Annotated in this window: 20 protein-coding genes; all 20 read left to right on the top strand. The window is 52.1% G+C overall.

The window, feature by feature from the left end; genetic code table 11:
- Positions 1 to 44: 44 nt before the first annotated feature.
- The 20 genes from fliL (at position 45) to BIZ37_RS06160 (ending at position 18945) form a co-directional block, all read left to right on the top strand.
- Entirely contained in the window at positions 45 to 566 is a 522-nt protein-coding gene (fliL, locus tag BIZ37_RS06255; RefSeq protein WP_370577313.1) for a flagellar basal body-associated protein FliL, read from the top strand.
- A gap of 7 nt (positions 567 to 573) precedes the next feature.
- The gene (fliM, locus tag BIZ37_RS06250; protein WP_187460757.1) at positions 574 to 1626 is read left to right on the top strand and encodes a flagellar motor switch protein FliM; all 1053 of its coding nucleotides are present in this window, start codon (positions 574 to 576) and stop codon (positions 1624 to 1626) included.
- 26 nt (positions 1627 to 1652) lie between these two features.
- The gene (gene fliN, locus BIZ37_RS06245) at positions 1653 to 2045 is read left to right on the top strand and encodes a flagellar motor switch protein FliN (protein ID WP_107299325.1); all 393 of its coding nucleotides are present in this window, start codon (positions 1653 to 1655) and stop codon (positions 2043 to 2045) included.
- On the top strand, positions 2045 to 2383 hold the full coding sequence (fliO, locus tag BIZ37_RS06240) for a flagellar biosynthetic protein FliO (protein ID WP_187460756.1): 339 nt from the start codon (positions 2045 to 2047) through the stop codon (positions 2381 to 2383). Before fliN ends, fliO begins: the two co-directional genes overlap by 1 nt.
- Positions 2370 to 3221, top strand: a complete 852-nt coding sequence (gene fliP, locus BIZ37_RS06235) for a flagellar type III secretion system pore protein FliP (protein WP_187460755.1) — start codon at positions 2370 to 2372, stop codon at positions 3219 to 3221. The genes fliO and fliP overlap by 14 nt, the downstream gene beginning before the upstream one ends.
- Positions 3218 to 3487, top strand: a complete 270-nt coding sequence (fliQ, locus tag BIZ37_RS06230) for a flagellar biosynthesis protein FliQ (RefSeq protein ID WP_107299328.1) — start codon at positions 3218 to 3220, stop codon at positions 3485 to 3487. Before fliP ends, fliQ begins: the two co-directional genes overlap by 4 nt.
- Positions 3487 to 4269, top strand: coding sequence for a flagellar biosynthetic protein FliR (fliR, locus tag BIZ37_RS06225; RefSeq protein WP_187460754.1), 783 nt, complete (start codon positions 3487 to 3489; stop codon positions 4267 to 4269). Before fliQ ends, fliR begins: the two co-directional genes overlap by 1 nt.
- A 9-nt stretch (positions 4270 to 4278) precedes the next feature.
- Entirely contained in the window at positions 4279 to 5409 is a 1131-nt protein-coding gene (gene flhB / locus BIZ37_RS06220) for a flagellar biosynthesis protein FlhB (RefSeq protein ID WP_187460753.1), read from the top strand.
- Positions 5410 to 5709: 300 nt separating this feature from the next.
- Positions 5710 to 7809 (top strand): flagellar biosynthesis protein FlhA, encoded by a 2100-nt coding sequence (flhA, locus tag BIZ37_RS06215; RefSeq protein ID WP_187460752.1) that lies wholly within the window; start codon positions 5710 to 5712, stop codon positions 7807 to 7809.
- 72 nt (positions 7810 to 7881) lie between these two features.
- The gene (gene flhF / locus BIZ37_RS06210; RefSeq protein ID WP_187460751.1) at positions 7882 to 9555 is read left to right on the top strand and encodes a flagellar biosynthesis protein FlhF; all 1674 of its coding nucleotides are present in this window, start codon (positions 7882 to 7884) and stop codon (positions 9553 to 9555) included.
- Entirely contained in the window at positions 9548 to 10438 is an 891-nt protein-coding gene (locus BIZ37_RS06205; RefSeq protein WP_187460750.1) for a MinD/ParA family protein, read from the top strand. Before flhF ends, BIZ37_RS06205 begins: the two co-directional genes overlap by 8 nt.
- A complete protein-coding gene (locus BIZ37_RS06200; RefSeq protein WP_187460749.1) occupies positions 10431 to 11153 on the top strand; it encodes an RNA polymerase sigma factor FliA in 723 nt (240 codons plus the stop codon). The genes BIZ37_RS06205 and BIZ37_RS06200 overlap by 8 nt, the downstream gene beginning before the upstream one ends.
- 53 nt (positions 11154 to 11206) lie before the next feature.
- Positions 11207 to 11578: a chemotaxis response regulator CheY gene (gene cheY, locus BIZ37_RS06195; protein ID WP_039467413.1), complete on the top strand. Its 372-nt coding sequence runs from the start codon at positions 11207 to 11209 to the stop codon at positions 11576 to 11578.
- Positions 11579 to 11612: 34 nt separating this feature from the next.
- Positions 11613 to 12332: a protein phosphatase CheZ gene (locus BIZ37_RS06190; RefSeq protein WP_187460748.1), complete on the top strand. Its 720-nt coding sequence runs from the start codon at positions 11613 to 11615 to the stop codon at positions 12330 to 12332.
- Positions 12333 to 12341: 9 nt separating this feature from the next.
- Positions 12342 to 14663, top strand: coding sequence for a chemotaxis protein CheA (locus BIZ37_RS06185; protein WP_187460747.1), 2322 nt, complete (start codon positions 12342 to 12344; stop codon positions 14661 to 14663).
- A gap of 136 nt (positions 14664 to 14799) precedes the next feature.
- Positions 14800 to 15996, top strand: a complete 1197-nt coding sequence (locus BIZ37_RS06180) for a chemotaxis response regulator protein-glutamate methylesterase (RefSeq protein WP_187460746.1) — start codon at positions 14800 to 14802, stop codon at positions 15994 to 15996.
- 10 nt (positions 15997 to 16006) lie between these two features.
- Positions 16007 to 16786, top strand: coding sequence for a ParA family protein (locus BIZ37_RS06175; RefSeq protein ID WP_107299338.1), 780 nt, complete (start codon positions 16007 to 16009; stop codon positions 16784 to 16786).
- Entirely contained in the window at positions 16776 to 17960 is a 1185-nt protein-coding gene (locus BIZ37_RS06170) for a chemotaxis protein CheW (RefSeq protein WP_187460745.1), read from the top strand. The genes BIZ37_RS06175 and BIZ37_RS06170 overlap by 11 nt, the downstream gene beginning before the upstream one ends.
- Positions 17961 to 18022: 62 nt before the next feature.
- On the top strand, positions 18023 to 18517 hold the full coding sequence (locus BIZ37_RS06165) for a chemotaxis protein CheW (protein ID WP_107299340.1): 495 nt from the start codon (positions 18023 to 18025) through the stop codon (positions 18515 to 18517).
- Positions 18517 to 18945 carry a DUF2802 domain-containing protein gene (locus BIZ37_RS06160; RefSeq protein WP_187460744.1) on the top strand — a complete coding sequence of 143 codons (429 nt, stop codon included), beginning with the start codon at positions 18517 to 18519 and terminating at the stop codon, positions 18943 to 18945. Before BIZ37_RS06165 ends, BIZ37_RS06160 begins: the two co-directional genes overlap by 1 nt.
- The last annotated feature ends 78 nt before the right edge of the window (positions 18946 to 19023 follow it).

Raw genomic sequence — 19023 nt, 5'->3', positions numbered from 1 at the left:
GGGGTCAGTCTGTTAAACTGGCCAACAATGACTGCAAATAAGAAATAACGACAAAGGACAAATCAAAGATGGCAGATGAAGCGCAACCCGGTGGTAAGAAAAAACTCATTATTATTGCCGTGCTGACAATAGTGCTGCTGGGTGGTGGAGGCGCAGGGGCATGGTTTTTCCTCAATGACGCTTCCCCCTCTCCAGACACTGCGCAGTCTGCTGGCTCAGCTTCTCAGTCGGCTCCTGCAGTGCAGGAGTCAGCTTATTATGTCATTTTGCCTCAGCCGTTCATTTTCAATGTGACCGGCGATGCAAGGGACAGGCTGGTACAGGTCAAAGTACAGCTGATGGTGCGGGGCGACAATAACGAGGAGATTGCCCGCCAGCATATCCCGCTAATAGAAAGTACGCTGCTGCAGACCTTTGGGGCTGCAACGGTTGAGCAGTTGAGAACGCCGACAGGGCGATTGGAACTTCGTGGCCAGTCATTGACGGCAGTTCAAGAGGCACTTCTTAAGGTATCCGGCCGACAAACGGTTGAACGGGTACTGTTTACTGGTTTTGTAATGCAATAGGTTTTATGTGAGTGACTTATTAACCCAGGACGAAATTGACGCGCTTTTGCATGGCGTTGACGATGTCGATGATGATGATGACGGTGGCCAGAGTGAAACGGGCGTCATTGCGTTTGATTTTTCCTCACAAGACAGAATAGTCCGTGGGCGGATGCCCACACTGGAGCTGATTAACGAGCGTTTTGCCCGCCATATGCGGATCAGCTTGTTTAATATGTTGCGAAAAACGGCCGAGGTGTCCATCAACGGGGTACAGATGCTCAAGTTTGGTGAGTATCAGAATACCCTCTATGTCCCGACCAGTTTGAACATGGTGCGTTTCCGTCCGCTTAAGGGCACGGCGCTGATCACCATGGAAGCCAGGCTGGTGTTCATTTTGGTGGAGAACTTCTTCGGCGGTGATGGCCGCTTCCACGCCAAGATCGAAGGGCGGGAGTTCACCCCGACTGAGCGCCGTATTGTCCAGATGCTGCTGAAGTTGGTGTTTGAAGATTACCGTGAAGCCTGGTCGCCGGTGATGGGGGTCGAGTTTGAATACCTCGACTCAGAAGTGAACCCGACGATGGCCAATATTGTCAGCCCGACCGAGGTGATAGTGGTCAGCTCATTCCATATCGAGGTTGATGGCGGCGGCGGTGACTTCCATGTGGTGATGCCTTACTCCATGGTGGAGCCGATCCGCGAATTGCTCGATGCCGGTGTCCAGAGTGACAAAATGGATACCGATGTCCGTTGGAGCAAAGCCCTGCGCGATGAAATTATGGATGTCCCGGTCAACATGCGGGCCAAACTGCTCGATGTTGATCTGACTTTACGCGATCTGATGGAGCTCCAGCCGGGAGATGTGATCCCGATTGATATGCCGGAAGCTGCGACGGTGTTTGTCGAAGACCTGCCGACATACCGTGCCAAGATGGGGAAGGCGGGTGAGAATATCGCGCTTAAGATCACCGAAAAATTAAAACGTCCGGATATGGTGAAAAGCGACTTGGCTTTTCTCGATCGTGATGAATTAGGCTCGGCACTGTTGAACCTCCACAGTGACGATACAGACAATTAAGGACGAAGTCCGAATAGGTACAAAACATGTCTAATAATGACCAACAAATTGCCGACGATTGGGCGGCGGCACTTGCGGAACAGGCCAGTGATGAAGGGGCGCAGCCAGCGCCGTTGGAAGAGTTGACCGATGAGTCGGCACCGATTGGCGATGATGAGCGCCGCAAGCTCGATACGATCCTTGATATTCCGGTGACCATTTCGATGGAAGTTGGCCGTACCCAGATCAGCATCCGGAACCTGCTGCAGCTCAACCAAGGCTCAGTCGTTGAACTTGATCGCGTTGCGGGCGAGTCATTGGATGTCATGGTCAACGGTACCTTGATTGCGCACGGGGAAGTTGTTGTGGTCAATGACAAATTCGGTATTCGTTTGACTGATGTGATCAGTCAGACCGAGCGTATCAAGAAGTTGCGTTAATGATGGCCCCAGAACTAAACCTTGCCACCACCCTGGCGTCACTGTTACTCGTTATCGCTGTCATTGTGCTGTTAGCTTGGTTGATGAAACGGATGAAGCTGCCCGGCCTGCAGGGCGGGGATAGCGCCATCCGCATTTTGCGCCAGATGCCAGTTGGTCAAAAGGAGCGCATCGTGCTGCTTCAGGTCGGCGAAGAGCAGATGTTGGTCGGGGTGACCCAACATAATATTTCATTGCTTGGAAAACTCGATTCTCCCATTGTCACCGAGACTGGTCAGGATGGTGCGGAGTTTGCCGGCCAGCTGGGTAAGCTGTTGAGAAAAAATGATAAGAACTAATTTCATTGCCGCCATAATGGCGGCTTTTTTGCTTCTGTTGGTTTTTCCCGTTGCTGCTGAAACAGGAGCTGTTACAGCCGGTGGGGCCGCGCCAGGCGTGACACTGAGCGAGATGCAAAATGATGCTGGCTCGACCCAAATGTCGCTGGCCCAAGCCGGTGGCAGTGGTATCCCGGCCTTTTCGGTGACCGTCAACCCAGATGGTAGCGAGGACTATTCGGTCACCTTGCAGATCCTTGCGTTGATGACCGCCTTGGGCTTCTTGCCGGCAATCGTGATTCTGATGACCTCCTTTACCCGTATCGTGGTGGTCATGTCGATATTGCGCCAGGCAATGGGCCTGCAGCAGACGCCATCGAATCAGGTGATCATCGGTATTGCGATGTTCCTGACCTTTTTCGTGATGTCACCGGTGCTTGACAGGATCAACACTGAGGCCGTCCAGCCCTATATCAATGAGCAGATGACCGCCCCTCAAGCCCTGGAAGCGGCGCAGGATCCACTTCGCCAGTTCATGCTCAAGCAAACCCGGGTCAAAGACCTAGAGACGTTTGTTGAGATGTCCGGCTCAACCGCGACCGACCCACAGGAAGTACCGATGACGGTACTGATCCCGGCTTTCGTGACGTCCGAGTTGAAAACCGCTTTCCAGATAGGCTTTATGCTGTTCTTGCCGTTCCTGATCATTGACTTGGTGGTGGCATCGGTATTGATGGCGATGGGTATGATGATGCTCTCACCCATGATTGTCTCGCTGCCGTTTAAGCTGATGCTGTTTGTGCTGGTTGATGGCTGGAACCTGATCCTATCAACCTTGGCAGGGAGTTTTGGTACGTGACGCCGGAGTTTTTTGTCGAAATATTCCAAGACGCGCTGTATATGGTACTGATCATGGTCTGTGCCATTGTGGTGCCGGGTTTGCTCATCGGTTTGGTGGTGGCGATTTTCCAGGCGGCGACCTCGATTAATGAGCAGACATTGAGCTTCTTGCCGAGGCTGATTGTCACTTTGCTGGCACTGATGTTCTTCGGCCACATGATGACCCAGATGCTGATGGACTATTTCCACCAGATGATTGACTACATCCCACGGCTGTTGCACTGATGAATTACCCGGCGCCCCTGTTGTTGGATTGGTTAGCAACGGTTTTCTGGCCGTTGACCCGCATCTCGTCAATGTTGATGGTGATGACGTTTTTTGGTGCCCGCTATGTTGCCGCCAAAATCAGGCTCTATGTGTCTTTGTTGTTCACGTTTGCCCTGTTGCCGGTGTTACCCGCGGCACCGGTTGATATTCCCTTGCTCTCATTACAAGGCTTTATCACGACCGGTCAGCAGGTGGTCATAGGAATCGCCATGGGGATGGTGACCACCTTCGTGACCCAGACGTTTATCTTGCTCGGGCAAATTCTGGGTATGCAGTCGAGCTTGGGCTTTGCATCTATGGTCGACCCGTCCAATGGCCAGAATACGCCGGTTCTGGGCCAGTTCTACATGTTCTTGGTCGTCATGATCTTCCTTGCCAGCGATGGTCATTTGATGATGTTAAAACTGGTGGCGATGAGCTTCCATACCTTGCCTATTGGTGAGTCGATGCTTGAAGCGGGTGACTATTACCACATGGCCGAGTGGTTCGGGCATATGTTCAAGTTTGCCCTCACCATGGCTATTGCCGGTGTCGTCGCTTTGCTGGTGGTGAATATGTCGTTTGGTGTCATGACCCGTGCCGCGCCACAGTTGAATATCTTTGCGCTTGGCTTCTCTTTTGCGCTATTGCTGGGCTTTGTGATCAGCTGGTTCTTGATTGGCGGGATCCTGCCGCATTATGAAGCGATTTGGCAGGTCGGTGTCGACCAAGTGTGTAGTTTAATTCGGTTGGATTGCTAAGGATTATCGATGGCAGAGTCTGACGGACAGGAAAGAACCGAAGAGGCCACGCCCCGAAGGCGGGATCAGGCCCGCGAAAAAGGACAGGTTCCCCGATCGAGGGAACTGGCATCTATTGCAGTACTCGTTGCCGGTGCCGTCGGCTTCATGTGGTTTGGTGAGGCGATCGGCCGTGGCTTGGGTGAGGTGATGACCCGGTTGTTTAGCCTGACCCGCGAAGAAGTCTTTGATCTATCGAAACTCTTTGCACTGATTATGTCAGCAGTGGGTAACGTGCTGTTCCCCTTGTTTACCTTTTTGTTGTTTGTCTATGTCGCTGCGTTTATTGGGGCGACAGGCCTTGGCGGGATCCGCTTTTCATCTCAGGCAGCAGCCCCAAAGCTGTCCAAGATGAACCCGCTCAATGGCTTCAAGCGGATGATGGGTAAGCAAAGCTTGGTGGAACTGATCAAATCTATTCTCAAAGTACTGCTTGTAATCGGTGTGGCGTTTTTCTTGCTCAAGGCAAGCCTGACCGACTTTTACCAGCTCAGCCGTGAACAGTACCCGCAGAATATCGTTCATGCACTTGATATCCTGCTGAATTTTATTTTGCTGATCAGCTGCTCTTTACTGGTGGTGGTGGCTATCGATATTCCGTTCCAGATCTGGCAGCACAACGAACAACTCAAGATGACCAAGCAGGAAGTGAAGGACGAGTTCAAGGACTCAGAAGGTAAGCCGGAAGTGAAGGGGCGTATCCGGATGCTCCAGCGTGAAATGGCACAACGGCGGATGATGGCGGATGTACCGCAGGCCGATGTGGTGATCACCAACCCGGAGCACTTCTCGGTCGCCTTGCGCTACGATTCCAAAATCGACTCAGCCCCGGTGGTTGTCGCCAAGGGCACGGATTTCTTAGCCTTGAAAATACGTGAAATTGCCAATGAGCACGAGATAGAAATTGTGCCAGCGCCTCCGTTGGCAAGGGCCCTTTACCATACCACGGAGCTAGAACAGCAGATCCCGGACGGTTTGTTTGCTGCTGTCGCGCAGGTGCTGGCTTATATCTACCAGCTCAAACAGTTCCAGAAAGGGCGCGGCCGTCGTCCGACCCTGTCTAAGGAAGCCTCCGATATTCCTAATGAGTTCCGCTATTAATCAGTGAAATGCTATCCGGCGAGTAATCTGGCTAGGATAGAATGACTCACCTCAAATTTTTACAACACACGTCAAGAAAATGACATTAAATTGAGGCATGATATTTGCTTTATAAATGATTAATCATTGCTGCCGGTCACTTTTTGTTTACCGGTGATAACGGTACAATATTGGCAAAATAATGCCGACATTCTAATCACACCCCTCGCAGATCCCTCTCAATACAGTGTCGCCTGAAACGGCCCGCGATGTATTGAAGGTGTTTTGGTTTAGCGGGAATGGAACCATTACAGACATTGCATGAAGCTTTCTTTACCTTTCGCCGATAAGTTCAATCCTGCCCGTTTGCAGTCTATGCCTGCCATAGGTGCGCCTATTATGGTACTGGCGACCCTGGCGATGGTGATCTTGCCGATGCCACCGCTGCTGTTGGACATGGCTTTCTCGTTCAACATTGCTCTTGCGCTGGTGGTACTGCTTGTGACGGTTTATACCCGTCGCCCTCTCGACTTTGCGGCTTTCCCGACAGTCTTGCTGATTGCGACCTTGCTGAGATTGGCCCTGAATGTCGCCTCGACCCGGGTGGTATTGCTGTATGGTCACGAAGGGCCGGATGCCGCAGGCCAGGTGATTGATGCCTTTGGTTCGGTGGTGATTGGCGGTAACTACGCTGTTGGTCTGGTGGTGTTCCTGATCTTGATGATTATCAACTTCATGGTGGTCACCAAAGGTGCTGGGCGTATCTCCGAGGTCAGTGCTCGCTTTACCCTTGATGCATTGCCGGGTAAGCAGATGGCGATCGATGCGGATTTGAATGCTGGGTTGATTGACCAAGATCAGGCCCGTACCCGTCGTTTTGAAGTGACCAAGGAAGCTGACTTCTATGGCTCGATGGATGGTGCGTCCAAGTTTGTAAAAGGTGATGCCATTGCCGGTATCCTTATTCTCTGTATCAACATCATCGGTGGTTTGGTGATTGGCATGGGCCAGCATGGCCTAGGTTTTGGTGAAGCCATCGAGATCTACAGCTTGCTGACCATCGGTGATGGCCTGGTTGCCCAAATTCCTTCGCTGCTGTTGTCCATTGGTGCCGCCATGATGGTGACGCGTCAAAATACTGACGAAGATATGGGCCAGCAGATGATTTTCCAGATGTTCAACAACCCTCAGGCGTTGATAATCACTGGCGGGATTTTATTTGTCATGGGCATTGTGCCGGGGATGCCGCACATCCCGTTTTTGTTGTTGGCCCTGCTTATCGGTGGTGTGGCCTACTGGCGTATCAAGGCACAGCGCGAGGCTGCCGAAGTTAAAGAGCAAGAAGCCTCGACGGATGTGGTGGCGCCTCAGTTGCCCAAAGAACTGTCGTGGGATGACGTCAAGCCAATCGACGTTATCGGTTTGGAAGTGGGTTACCGTTTGATCCCGATGGTCGACAAAGACCAAGGTGGTGAGTTGCTTGAGCGGGTTAAGGGCGTGCGAAAGAAATTGTCACAGGACTTTGGTTTCCTTATCCCTGCTGTTCATATCCGCGATAACCTTGAACTACCGCCAAATACCTACCGCATCAGTTTGATGGGGGTGGCATGTGGTGAAGCCAATATTCACCCTAACCGGGAGTTAGCGATTAACCCCGGTCAGGTCTTTGGTACTGTCGACGGCGAGCGAACCATCGATCCGGCCTTCGGTCTTGAAGCCGTTTGGATCAACGAATCCCAGCGGGAACATGCACAGGCACTTGGCTATACCGTGGTGGACTCTTCGACGGTATTGGCGACCCACTTGAGCCAGATCCTGACCAACCGAGCGGCTCAACTTATTGGCTATGAAGAAGTCCAGAACCTACTCGACTTGCTGGGCAAATCGGCCCCTCGCTTGGTTGAGGGCCTCGTACCGGATCAGCTGACTCTGGGCGTTATTGTTAAAGTGCTGCAGAACTTGCTTAACGAAGCCATACCGATTCGAGATATCCGCACCATTGTTCAGACATTGGCTGAGTATTCGACCAAGAGTCAAGATCCTGACATTCTCACTGCCGCAGTTCGGGTGAGCTTGAAACGACTAATATGTCAGGAAATCAATGGTATAGAGCCTGAATTGCCCGTCATTACATTGGTGCCAGAGTTGGAGCAAATCTTGCATCAAACTATGCAGTCTTCCGGCGGTGAGTCGACCGGGATTGAACCCGGGTTGGCTGAGCGCCTGCAGCGTTCATTAGTGGAAGCCACCCAACAACAAGAGCTTAAGGGCGAGCCTGCTGTCTTGTTGACGTCGGGTGTGTTGAGACTGACTCTTGCGAAATTTGTTAAGAACACCATTCCTTCATTACGTGTGTTGTCTTATCAGGAAGTGCCTGATGAGAAACAGATCCGTATTGTAAATGCAGTAGGGAATTCATAATGGCGATGACGATGATGGAGATGGCCCCAAGGCTGTCATCACCTCACGGCCTGATATAACGGGAAGGTCACATTGAAAATAAAACGTTTTTTTGCCAAGGACATGCGAGCTGCGCTGACCCAAGTAAAGGAAGAACTGGGTGCTGATGCGGTTATCATGTCAAATAAAAAGGTCACCGGTGGGGTGGAAATCGTGGCTGCGCTCGACAGTGAGGAGCCCCGTGCACAACTGTCAGCCACTGCGAGCAAAACCCGTGAAGAGCTAGCGGGCCAATTTGACAGTGCCAAGCGGCAACTGGCAGATGACAAAGTCCAGCTCCAATCCCCCTCAAGCCGATTTGCCAAAGTGCTGAATAACTTCACTGGTCATTCTGGCGATAACGAACAGGGTGGGGACAATGAAGCCGATTCGCTATCAGCTTTGCTGCAGCGCCAATCGAAACATTATGGTGATGAGCCGCGTTATGGCCGTCATGAAGAACCACAGCAGCCCACCAACCGTGGTTACGGTGAACGCAACCCTATGGGGGGCAGTCGCTCACAAGAGCCGCAACGTCGTCAGCCTGACTCTTATTTTAATGACTCGGCGCCGCGCCAGCAAAATGGCCGCCAGCAAGGCCGGCACCAACTTGATATTGGCGATTACCGCCGTCCATCCGTGCCTCAGGCCGAGCCCCTGCATGTTTCCCGTTCTGCAGATGGCCGCAATGAACCGCACCGTTCAGAATCACGGTTTGGCTCGTCCCAGCAGCCTAAAAACCGCTTGGACCCTAGCCGCTACGATCCCAAAGCGCGCAGCCACAGTGTTGATGAAATTGATGCCATGCGCAATGAAATGGCATCCATCCGCCGTTTGCTTGAGCACCAAGTTTCCGGCCTGATGTGGCAGGAAATGGAGCGTCGTGAGCCGATGCGGGCCATGATGATCAAGCGGTTGGAGAAAATGGGCCTGTCGCAAGAGTTATCTGATCAGTTGGCGTGTTACATCCCAGAAGATGTACCGGCAAATGAAGCCTGGCCGGCGTTGTTGGATCTCCTTTCCGATCAAATCATCACAACCAAAGACAGCATTTTGGAAACCGGCGGTGTTGTTGCGCTACTCGGGCCGACCGGGGTGGGGAAAACCACAACGATTGCCAAGCTAGCAGCACGGGCGGCCATGGAGTTTGGACCGGATCAAATTGCCATGGTCACCACAGATACTTTCCGTATCGGTGCCCATGAGCAGTTAGCGACGTATGGTCGAATTATGGGCTGTCCGGTAAGAGTGGCTAAAGATGCCGAGGAGTTGGCCGATATATTACACCAGTTGCGTCATCGCCGTTTGGTGCTGCTTGATACCGCAGGTATGGGGCAGCGTGATATCAGGCTATCGGAGCAGCTCGATACCCTGATGCAAAACAGCGGCTCGCAAATCCGCAGTTTCCTGGTGCTGCCATCGACCGCGCAGCGCCGGGTATTGCATGAAACCATCGAGCACTTCCGTCGTATTCCGCTTTCGGGCTGTGTCCTGACCAAGCTGGATGAGTCATTGAGCTTGGGTGAGGTGATCAGTGTGTCGATACAGCACGCACTGCCGATTGCCTACCTTGCCGATGGCCAGCGGGTACCGGAAGACATTAAGGTCGCCACGGGTAACTATTTGGTTGCCCGGGCAAATGAATTACTTGAACAAGAGTTAAGCCAGCAAACCCACTTCTGGAGCAGCGAAAGCTCTGAGAACCAGGGGGCAGACTTTTATGACTGAGAACGCCATGTACGATCAAGCTAGCGGTTTACGCCGTATGACACAGCTAACTTCAACCAAAGTGATTACCGTAACAGGCGGTAAGGGGGGCGTAGGCAAAACCAACGTCACCCTTAACATGGCGATTTCGATGGCCCGCCAGGGCAAGCGGGTGATGGTACTGGATGCCGACCTCGGCTTGGCAAATGTTGACGTGATGCTCGGCCTGCGTGCCGGACGTAACTTGTCACATGTTCTGTCGGGTATGTGTGAGCTCAAGGATATTATTGTCGAAGGCCCGTATGGCGTGAAGATTGTACCGGCCGCGTCGGGTACCCAGAATATGGCTGAGCTGACCACTGCCCAGCACATGGGGCTAATCAGGGCTTTCAGTACCCTTGAAGAAGATATTGATGTGCTGCTGGTTGATACGGCCGCAGGGATCTCGGACATGGTGCTGAGCTTTTCCCGCGCCGCCCAAGATGTGGTGGTCGTGGTGTGTGATGAGCCAACCTCGATCACCGATGCTTACGCGCTAATTAAAATCCTCAGCCGCGAATACGATGTTCAGCGTTTCAAGATTGTCGCCAACATGGTGCGTAGCTACCGTGAAGGCCGGGATCTGTTCATTAAACTGACCCGGGTCACAGAACGCTTCCTCGATGCCAATCTAGAATTGGTGGCTTGTATCCCGCTTGACGACCGTGTTCGCCAGTCGGTGAAGCGCCAGAAATTGGTGGTTGAAGCCTTCCCGCGCAGCCCGGCTGCACTGGCTTTGGGGGCGCTGGCCAACAAAGCGGCAATGTGGCCGGTGCCGCAGAGTCCAGGTGGGCACTTGGAGTTCTTCGTTGAAAGGTTGTTGGTGAACAACCGTCGTGGACGGGAGGTGCCGGTCGGTGAATAAGGCATTAACCTATGGGCGGTACCAGCAAAGCCCACAGGCATTTATTGAACGGTACTCATCACTGGTAAAGCGTATAGCCCATCACCTTATGGGCCGTTTACCGCCGAGCGTGATGTTAGAAGATCTGATCCAGGCCGGTATGATTGGCCTGCTTGAGGCGCAGCAGAACTACGACCCGACCAAAGGGGCGAGCTTCGAGACCTTCGCCGGTATCCGTATCCGTGGTGCCATGCTGGATGATATCCGCCGGGGAGACTGGGTTCCCCGATCTGTTTACAAAAACAACCGACGTATTTCAGAGGCGATTTCTGCCCTTGAAAGCACACTTGGCCGCGATCCGAATGATCAGGAAATTGCGGCATATCTCGAAATGACGCTAGAACAGTACCACCAGGCCTTAAATGATGTTAATTGTGGTCGTTTAGTGGGTATGGATGACCTCGGTGTCTCGGAAGATGCAGTCGCCAATGAAGAGTCGGTTGAAGAAAATCTTCCCTTTCAGGGGGTTGTGGATGATAATTTTCGCCAATCCTTGGCTAGCGCGATAAAAACGCTGCCGGAAAGAGAAGCATTAGTTTTGTCCCTGTACTACGACGAGGAGCTTAACCTCAAAGAGATAGGGGCGGTTATCGGGGTGAGTGAATCCCGAGTTTGCCAGATTCACAGTCAGGCGATGCAACGCTTACGGTCCAAGTTGACTGCGTGGACTTCGTAATAATCACACTATAAAACACTGATAATTCAGTGGGGGCAACTTTGAATAAAAACATGAAAATCCTCATTGTTGATGACTTTTCAACAATGCGCCGAATCGTAAAGAATTTACTGCGTGACCTGGGCTTCAACAACACCCAGGAGGCGGATGATGGATTGACTGCACTACCCATGCTTAAAAAAGGCGGTTTTGACTTTGTAGTAACAGACTGGAACATGCCTGGCATGCAGGGTATTGATCTGCTTAAGCATATCCGTGCCGATGCCGAACTTAAGCACCTGCCAGTGCTGATGATCACTGCAGAAGCCAAGCGCGAGCAGATCATCGAAGCCGCCCAGGCCGGTGTTAATGGCTACATTGTGAAGCCATTTACTGCAGCAACGCTGAAAGAGAAGCTAGATAAAATCTTCGAGCGTATGCAGTAAGACACTTATCGGGCATCAAAGGACAATAATAACAATGATTACACTCGAACAGGCAAAACAGCTTGTCAGTCTGCTTGAATCCGGCGATCAGGATGGAGCAAATACACTATTTACCCGATTGGTGTCAGATAGTCGTGATCCCGTCTATGAAGAAGTCGGCAAACTTACCCGCCAACTTCATGATTCGCTGGCTAATTTTCGCCTTGATCCCCGTATTACCGATTTAGCAAAAACGGAAATTCCTGATGCTCGTGACCGGTTGTCTTATGTCATAGACAAAACCGAGTCCGCCGCCAATAAAACCATGGATGCTGTCGATAGTATCCAGCCTCTGGCCGAGCAACTCGGGGATACCTTACAGCAGGTTTATCCAAGATGGCAGCGTTTGATGGGCGGACAGATTGCACTGACTGAATTCAAGTCGCTCTGTCACGATATCAACGGGCTACTCACTCAGGTCGAGAGTGATAGCAATGTGCTGCGCACCCAGTTAACCGAAATTCTCATGGCCCAGGACTTCCAGGACCTGACCGGTCAAATCATCCGCCGGGTGATTGAACTGGTGCATGAGGTTGAAGATCAGCTGGTGGAAATTCTCAAAGCGTTTGGCATGGAGCAAGAAGACCGAACCGAAGCGCTGCGTGAAGAGCGGATCCTTTCGCCAGAAGGGCCGATCGTCAACAGCGACACGCGTGAGGATGTCATGTCCAGTCAGGATGATGTCGACGACCTGCTGTCGAGCCTAGGATTTTAAGGGAACAATATGAGCTTTGATTTAGACGAAGATATCCTACAGGACTTTTTGATTGAAGCCGGAGAGATCCTCGAGCTGCTTTCCGAGCAGTTAGTTGAGTTGGAACGCAGTCCGGAAGACTCGGATCTGCTCAACGCGATTTTTCGTGGCTTCCATACCGTAAAAGGCGGGGCAGGTTTTCTTTCCCTGACCGAACTGGTGGACGCGTGTCACGGCGCCGAGAATATCTTTGATTTGCTGAGAACCGGTAAACGTACGGTCACACCGGAATTGATGGATGTGATCCTAGAAGCGCTGGATACCATCAATGTTATGTTTGGCCAAGTGCAAGACCGCGAACCGGTTGAGCCTGCTGAGCCAACATTGCTGGAAGCGTTGCACCGATTCAGCCAGCCACCGACAGAGCAAGAGTTGGCACAGCCTAGCAAGCCGACCCTTAGTGAGCCCCAAACGGTTGTTGATGCTGCGATTGAATCGGCGATGGGATCGCCAAGCATTGATCCAATGCCGCCAGTCAGTCATAAGCCTGTATCAGATAATGACCCGCAAGCGGGATCTTCGACTAGCTCAGCGATAGCCGGTGATTCTGTTGACGATATCACTCAGGATGAATTCGATCGTCTGCTCGATGAGCTGCACGGTAAAGGGCGTGGGCCTTCTGTTAACGAACAAGAGGTCACTCCCGCTTCTCTATCCCCTGTTGCCGACACAGATATCGTCAATCAAATTCAATCTGAGAGCGGTGATATTACCGATGATGAGTTTGAGCGCCTGCTTGATGAATTGCATGGTGCGGGCAAGGGGCCGGGTAACAGTGATTTTAGCTCGCCAGCCACTACGGACCCTCAGGTTCAAGAGCCGGTTGTAGAAACGCCGACGCCATCGTCTTCAGTTGCTGATAGCAGCAATGATGACCTGATGACGGATGACGAGTTTGAGCGCTTGCTGGATGAATTACATGGGGTGGGTAAAGGGCCTTCCGAAGATGAGCTGGAGATCGCCACCAAGTCTGTGGCTGAGATGGTACAAGAATCCCAGCCTGTGCCTGCCGAAGTGCCGGTGCAAGTTCATCAAGACCCAGCGCCTGCTCCAGCGTCAATTTCTACCCCTCAGCCAGCGGTAGAGAGAAAGGCAAAGCCGGCCGCGAAAGAAAAGAGCAAGGCCGCAGAAGCTACAGTGCGTGTCGATACGTCAACGCTAGATACCATCATGAACATGGTCGGCGAGTTGGTACTGGTCAGAAACCGCTTGGTGAGCCTTGGCCTCAATACCAATGATGAAGAGATGTCCAAAGCCGTCGCTAACTTGGATGTCGTCACAGCAGACCTGCAGGGTGCGGTAATGAAAACCCGTATGCAGCCAATCAAGAAAGTGTTTGGCCGTTTCCCTCGCGTCGTCCGCGATTTGGCACGCAACCTCAATAAAGAGATTGTGCTGGAGATGCGCGGTGAAGAAACTGATCTCGACAAGAACCTGGTTGAAGCCCTGGCCGATCCGTTGATCCACTTGGTGCGTAACTCTGTCGACCACGGCATTGAAATGCCCGATGCCCGTGAGAAAGCAGGTAAGCCTCGTGTGGGTACAGTGTTGCTGTCGGCTTCACAAGAAGGCGACCATATACTGTTGACCATCGAGGATGATGGCGGCGGTATGGATCCGGACAAGCTACGGGGTATCGCGGTTGAGCGCGGTGTTATGGATGCCGATGCCGCATCCCGACTGACAGATAGCGAGTGCTACAACCTGATCTTTGCGCCTGGTTTCTCGACCAAGAAAGAAATCTCGGATATCTCTGGCCGAGGTGTCGGGATGGACGTCGTCAAAACCGGTATTAGCCAGCTTAACGGCTCAATCTCGATTGATTCGGCGCTGGGCAAAGGCACCCGTATTGATATCAAGGTTCCATTGACTCTCGCCATTTTGCCGACCTTGATGGTGGGTGTGGCCGAACAGCCGTTTGCCCTGCCACTGGCCAGTGTGAATGAGATCTTCCATCTTGATCTGCGCAAGACCAATACGGTTGATGGCCAGCTGACCATTATCGTGCGTGATAAAGCGATTCCGTTGTTCTACTTGCAGGACTGGTTATCGGGCGTGGGTGTACCACAGCGTGAGCGTGACCATGGCCACGTGGTCATTGTTCAGATTGGTCACCAGCGAATTGGTTTTGTGGTCGATACCCTGATTGGCCAAGAAGAAGTGGTGATTAAGCCACTCGATGAACTGCTGCAGGGTACGCCGGGTATGGCAGGCGCGACAATCACCAGTGATGGCCACATTGCGTTGATCCTCGATGTCCCGAACCTACTCAAGCATTATGCGGGCCGCTAATTACAAGTCGCCAAGACCTTGATGGCTTCCCTTTTTCGGGGAAGCCTTTCTCCTTGTAACAGAAACAACAATAAAACATAACTCATAGAAAGCCTGTCCGAAGGCGTAAAGTTTGTCATCAATAAGGTAAATTAACATGGCAGTAAAAGTATTGGTGGTGGATGATTCAAGCTTTTTCCGCCGGCGCGTGAGCGAAATTCTCAATGCTGACCCAAGATTGGAAGTGGTTGGCAATGCGGTCAATGGTAAGGAAGCGGTCGATTTAGCCTCCCGTTTGCATCCTGATGTTATCACCATGGATATTGAAATGCCGGTCATGGACGGGATCACTGCTGTCCGTGAAATAATGAAGGCGAATCCTACGCCAATCTTGATGTTCTCTTCACTGACCCATGAAGGGGCGAAAGCCACGCTGGATGCGCTTGATGCAGGTGCCTTGGACTTCCTACCCAAGAAATTCGAAGACATTGCGCGTAACCGTGATGAAGCTGTCAGCCTGCTACAAAAGCGTGTGACGGAACTTGCCCGCAAACGGGTATTCATGCGCCGTCCGGCACGCACGGCAACGCCGCTGCGTGATCCATCGCGAGATCACGACCCCGCACGGCCATTGTCGGCGACCCGCAACTCGCTGGGAAGCCAAAGCCTATCTTCGTCATCCAGCCTGAAGTCAGCGAATTCTGTCTCGGCATTACGTCAACCTGCTGCGAGACCGAGTGCGGTAAAGCCTGCTGCGCGATTTAAGCCATCGGGTAAGAAATACCAACTGATGGCGATTGGTACGTCGACCGGTGGGCCAGTTGCGCTGCAAAAGATATTAACGGCACTGCCCGCTAATTTCCCGTTGCCGATTGTGTTAATCCAGCATATGCCTGCGACCTTTACCGCGGCATTCGCTGCCCGTTTGGACAATTTGTGCAAGATTGGCGTCAAAGAGGCTCAGGACGGTGATGTCCTGAAACCGGGAATGGCCTACCTTGCCCCCGGTGGCATGCAGATGATGCTCGATGGCCGTCCGGGCTCGGTGCGCCTGCGCATTATCGATGGCGGCGACCGTATGAACTACAAACCGTGTGTGGATGTGACCTTTGGCTCTGCGGCTAAGGTTTATCATGACAAGGTGCTGTCTATGGTACTGACCGGGATGGGAGCCGATGGCCGCGAAGGGGCACGAATGCTGAAAAACAGCGGCGCGACCATTTGGGCGCAGGATGAAGATAGCTGTGTGGTCTACGGGATGCCTCAGGCTGTGGCCAAGGCGGGGATTTCATCGGAAGATCTGCCATTGGAGCGGATTGCCGAGCGTATCTCTGTCGAACTAGGGCTGGCATAGGGAGTTTGCCTTGATAGTCTGGAGTATTGCTAACCAGAAGGGTGGCGTCGGGAAAACCACAACCACAGTATCCCTCGCTGGGTTGCTCAGTGAGCGAAATAAGCGAGTGTTGCTGGTGGATACCGATCCCCATGCATCGCTAACGACTTACCTCAATTTTGATGCAGATGGTGTCTCTGCCAGTTTGTTTGATTTGTTCCAGTTAACCGAGATTAACCGTGATACTGTCAAACCGGTGATTTTGCGCACCCAGTTCAAAAATATCGACATTATCCCTGCCCATATGTCCCTTGCAACGCTTGATAGGGTAATGGGGAACCGAGGGGGGATGGGGCTTATTCTTAAAAAAGCCCTCCAGTGTTTGGCTGACGATTATGATTATGTCCTGATTGACTGCCCGCCGATCCTCGGGGTGATGATGGTCAATGCGCTTGCCGCCAGTGATCGTATTCTTATCCCGGTGCAGACCGAGTTTCTGGCGATGAAAGGCCTTGAGCGCATGATGCGCACGTTGCAAATTATGCAAAAATCCCGCCGGTCACCCTTTAAAGTGACCATAGTCCCGACCATGTACGACAAGCGGACAAGGGCATCGTTGCAGACGCTACAGGAACTGAAATTACGCTTCCCGGATCAGGTTTGGGCATCTGCCGTGCCCATTGATACCAAGTTCCGTGATGCCAGCATTAAACATATGCCACCTTCACTCTACTCTCGCAGTAGCCGTGGGGTGTTTGCTTATAAAACCTTATTGAATTACTTGGGGCGCCTACAACAGGATGAGCGATAATACCCGTTTGTCCAGCACTCAGGCGCTGGAAGACTACTTTGTTGATTTACTGCTAGAGCCAGAGCCAGAGCCAGAGCCAGAGCCAGAGCTAGAACCTGAGGCCGAGGCCGACGCGGGTTCAGAAGCGGCAGAAAGTGTTGAAACTGGTGCTGAACCAGAGGCAGAAGCGAGTCTTGAGGTACCAAATAGAGACGTTTCTTCAGAGGCAGGCCCCAGGCCAGGTTGCCACCTACCTCAAGATGCTGGGTTGGACGAAGAGCAACAGTCGCTAGAAACCGTGCAGCTAGCAGAAAAGCCTATGCCCGCCGCAAAGCCATTTGACTTTGGCAGCATGGATGAAGACGTTCATCACCCTGTTGGCAGTATGCCATCACCAATGCTGGATAGCGTCCAGCGTTTACTGAATCAGGTCAATAAGGTTAGCCCGCAAGAGCAGGCTGATTTATCCCAAGCACAGTCTTCGACTATCGATGCAGAGTTAGAAGATGACTGGCAGCAGGTAATGGCCCATGAACAGGCCAGTACTAGCGAAGGGTTACAGGAAGTTGGGCAACCGGAAAGTGAGGGAGCTGAGCATCCTGTTGAGCTTCTGAAAGAGGCTACCAATGAGCCAGAGCGAAAAACAGAGCAAGAGAAAGAATTACTGGCTGAAAATGGTCTTGAGACCAAAACATCAGAAGTTTTACCGCCTGATAACTGGTCGCAGCAAATCCATCAAGGCGATGAGTTTCAAGCGTTGTTTTTTGAGGTCAACGGGGTGACCTTTGCGGTTCCGCTGACCGAGCTAGGGGGCATTCATCAACTCGGCGACGTCAATCGTCTGTTAGGCCGCCCGCCATGGTATCTCGGCTTGATGAGCAGCCGCGAGCACCAATTGGATGTGGTCGATACGGCGTGTTGGGTGATGCCGGATAAGCTCGACGGGGAAGAATACCGCGAGCACTATAAGTATGTGGTGGTACTGGGTGAAAGTTCATGGGGCTTGGCATGCAATACTTTGCTGGGTACCGAAACCTTAACCGAGCACAGTGTCCGTTGGCGTGAGAAAGCAGGTAAGCGCCCTTGGCTGGCGGGCATGGTAAAAGAAAAAATGTGTGCGCTAATTCATGTTAGTGAGCTAATCTCCATGCTCAAAGCAGGATTAGATGTTAATACCAAACTTAGGCAATCATGAACGGCTACGGTATCATCCGGTAGCTAACTGAATGCAGCAAAATAGATCAAAGAGGAAACAGCATGTCACAGGTGAGTGTCGCTGAAATACAAAAAGAAGACAGTAATGATCAAGTCCTGCAGTGGGTAACCTTCCAGTTGGAAGATGAAACCTACGGTATTAACGTAATGCAGGTACGTGAAGTGTTGCGCTATTCCGAAATCGCACCTGTACCGGGCGCGCCTGACTACGTGCTGGGTATTATCAACCTGCGTGGTAACGTCGTGACCGTTATCGATACCCGCTCACGCTTTGGTTTGATGCCGGGCGAGATCTCAGACAACACCCGTATCGTGATCATTGAAGCTGAAAAGCAGGTTATCGGTATTCTGGTAGACAGTGTGGCCGAAGTGGTTTACTTGCGCAGTTCAGAAATCGACAGCACACCAAGTGTCGGTACGGAAGAGAGTGCCAAGTTTATTCAGGGTGTGAGCAACCGTGATGGCCAACTGTTGATCTTGGTTGACCTTAATAAGCTACTATCAGATGACGAATGGGACGAGATGGCGTACCTGTAATGCTTGATATGTTGTTGCAATGGTTACCACTGGCCTTGTCGCTGCTGGCGATTGTGGTCGCATGGCTAATGGTAAGACGTGAGCGTATTGCCCGTCAGGCCCTTGAAACCAAATTTGCAGCGACAGAGCTGGTATTGAAAAATGCCCGCCAGCAGCAGGAAAGTTTGGTTAAACAGTTTAACGAACTGCGAGCGGGTACTATGGGAATGAGCCAGAAATTGGCAGATATGGCTCGCCATTTAGAAGAGCTGTCTGATCGCCAAGGCGAATTGGCCATGCAAGATCCCGATAGCCGCCTATATAGCCGTGCAAGCAAAATGGTTGAGCTAGGTGCTGACGTCAACGAGTTGATGCGCGAATGCGATCTACCTAAAGCCGAAGCTGAACTGCTGCTTCGCCTCCAGCAAATGCACCACTCGAGACGCTGATAGCGAGCTGAGTGGTTAAAGGCGATAGGCCGTTAAATTGATGAAAGATAGAAAGGTATCCATATGATGGGTACCTTT

This window comes from Photobacterium sp. BZF1 (assembly GCF_014349205.1).
Classification (GTDB): domain Bacteria; phylum Pseudomonadota; class Gammaproteobacteria; order Enterobacterales; family Vibrionaceae; genus Photobacterium.
This window is presented reverse-complemented; position numbering and strand designations above follow the sequence as displayed.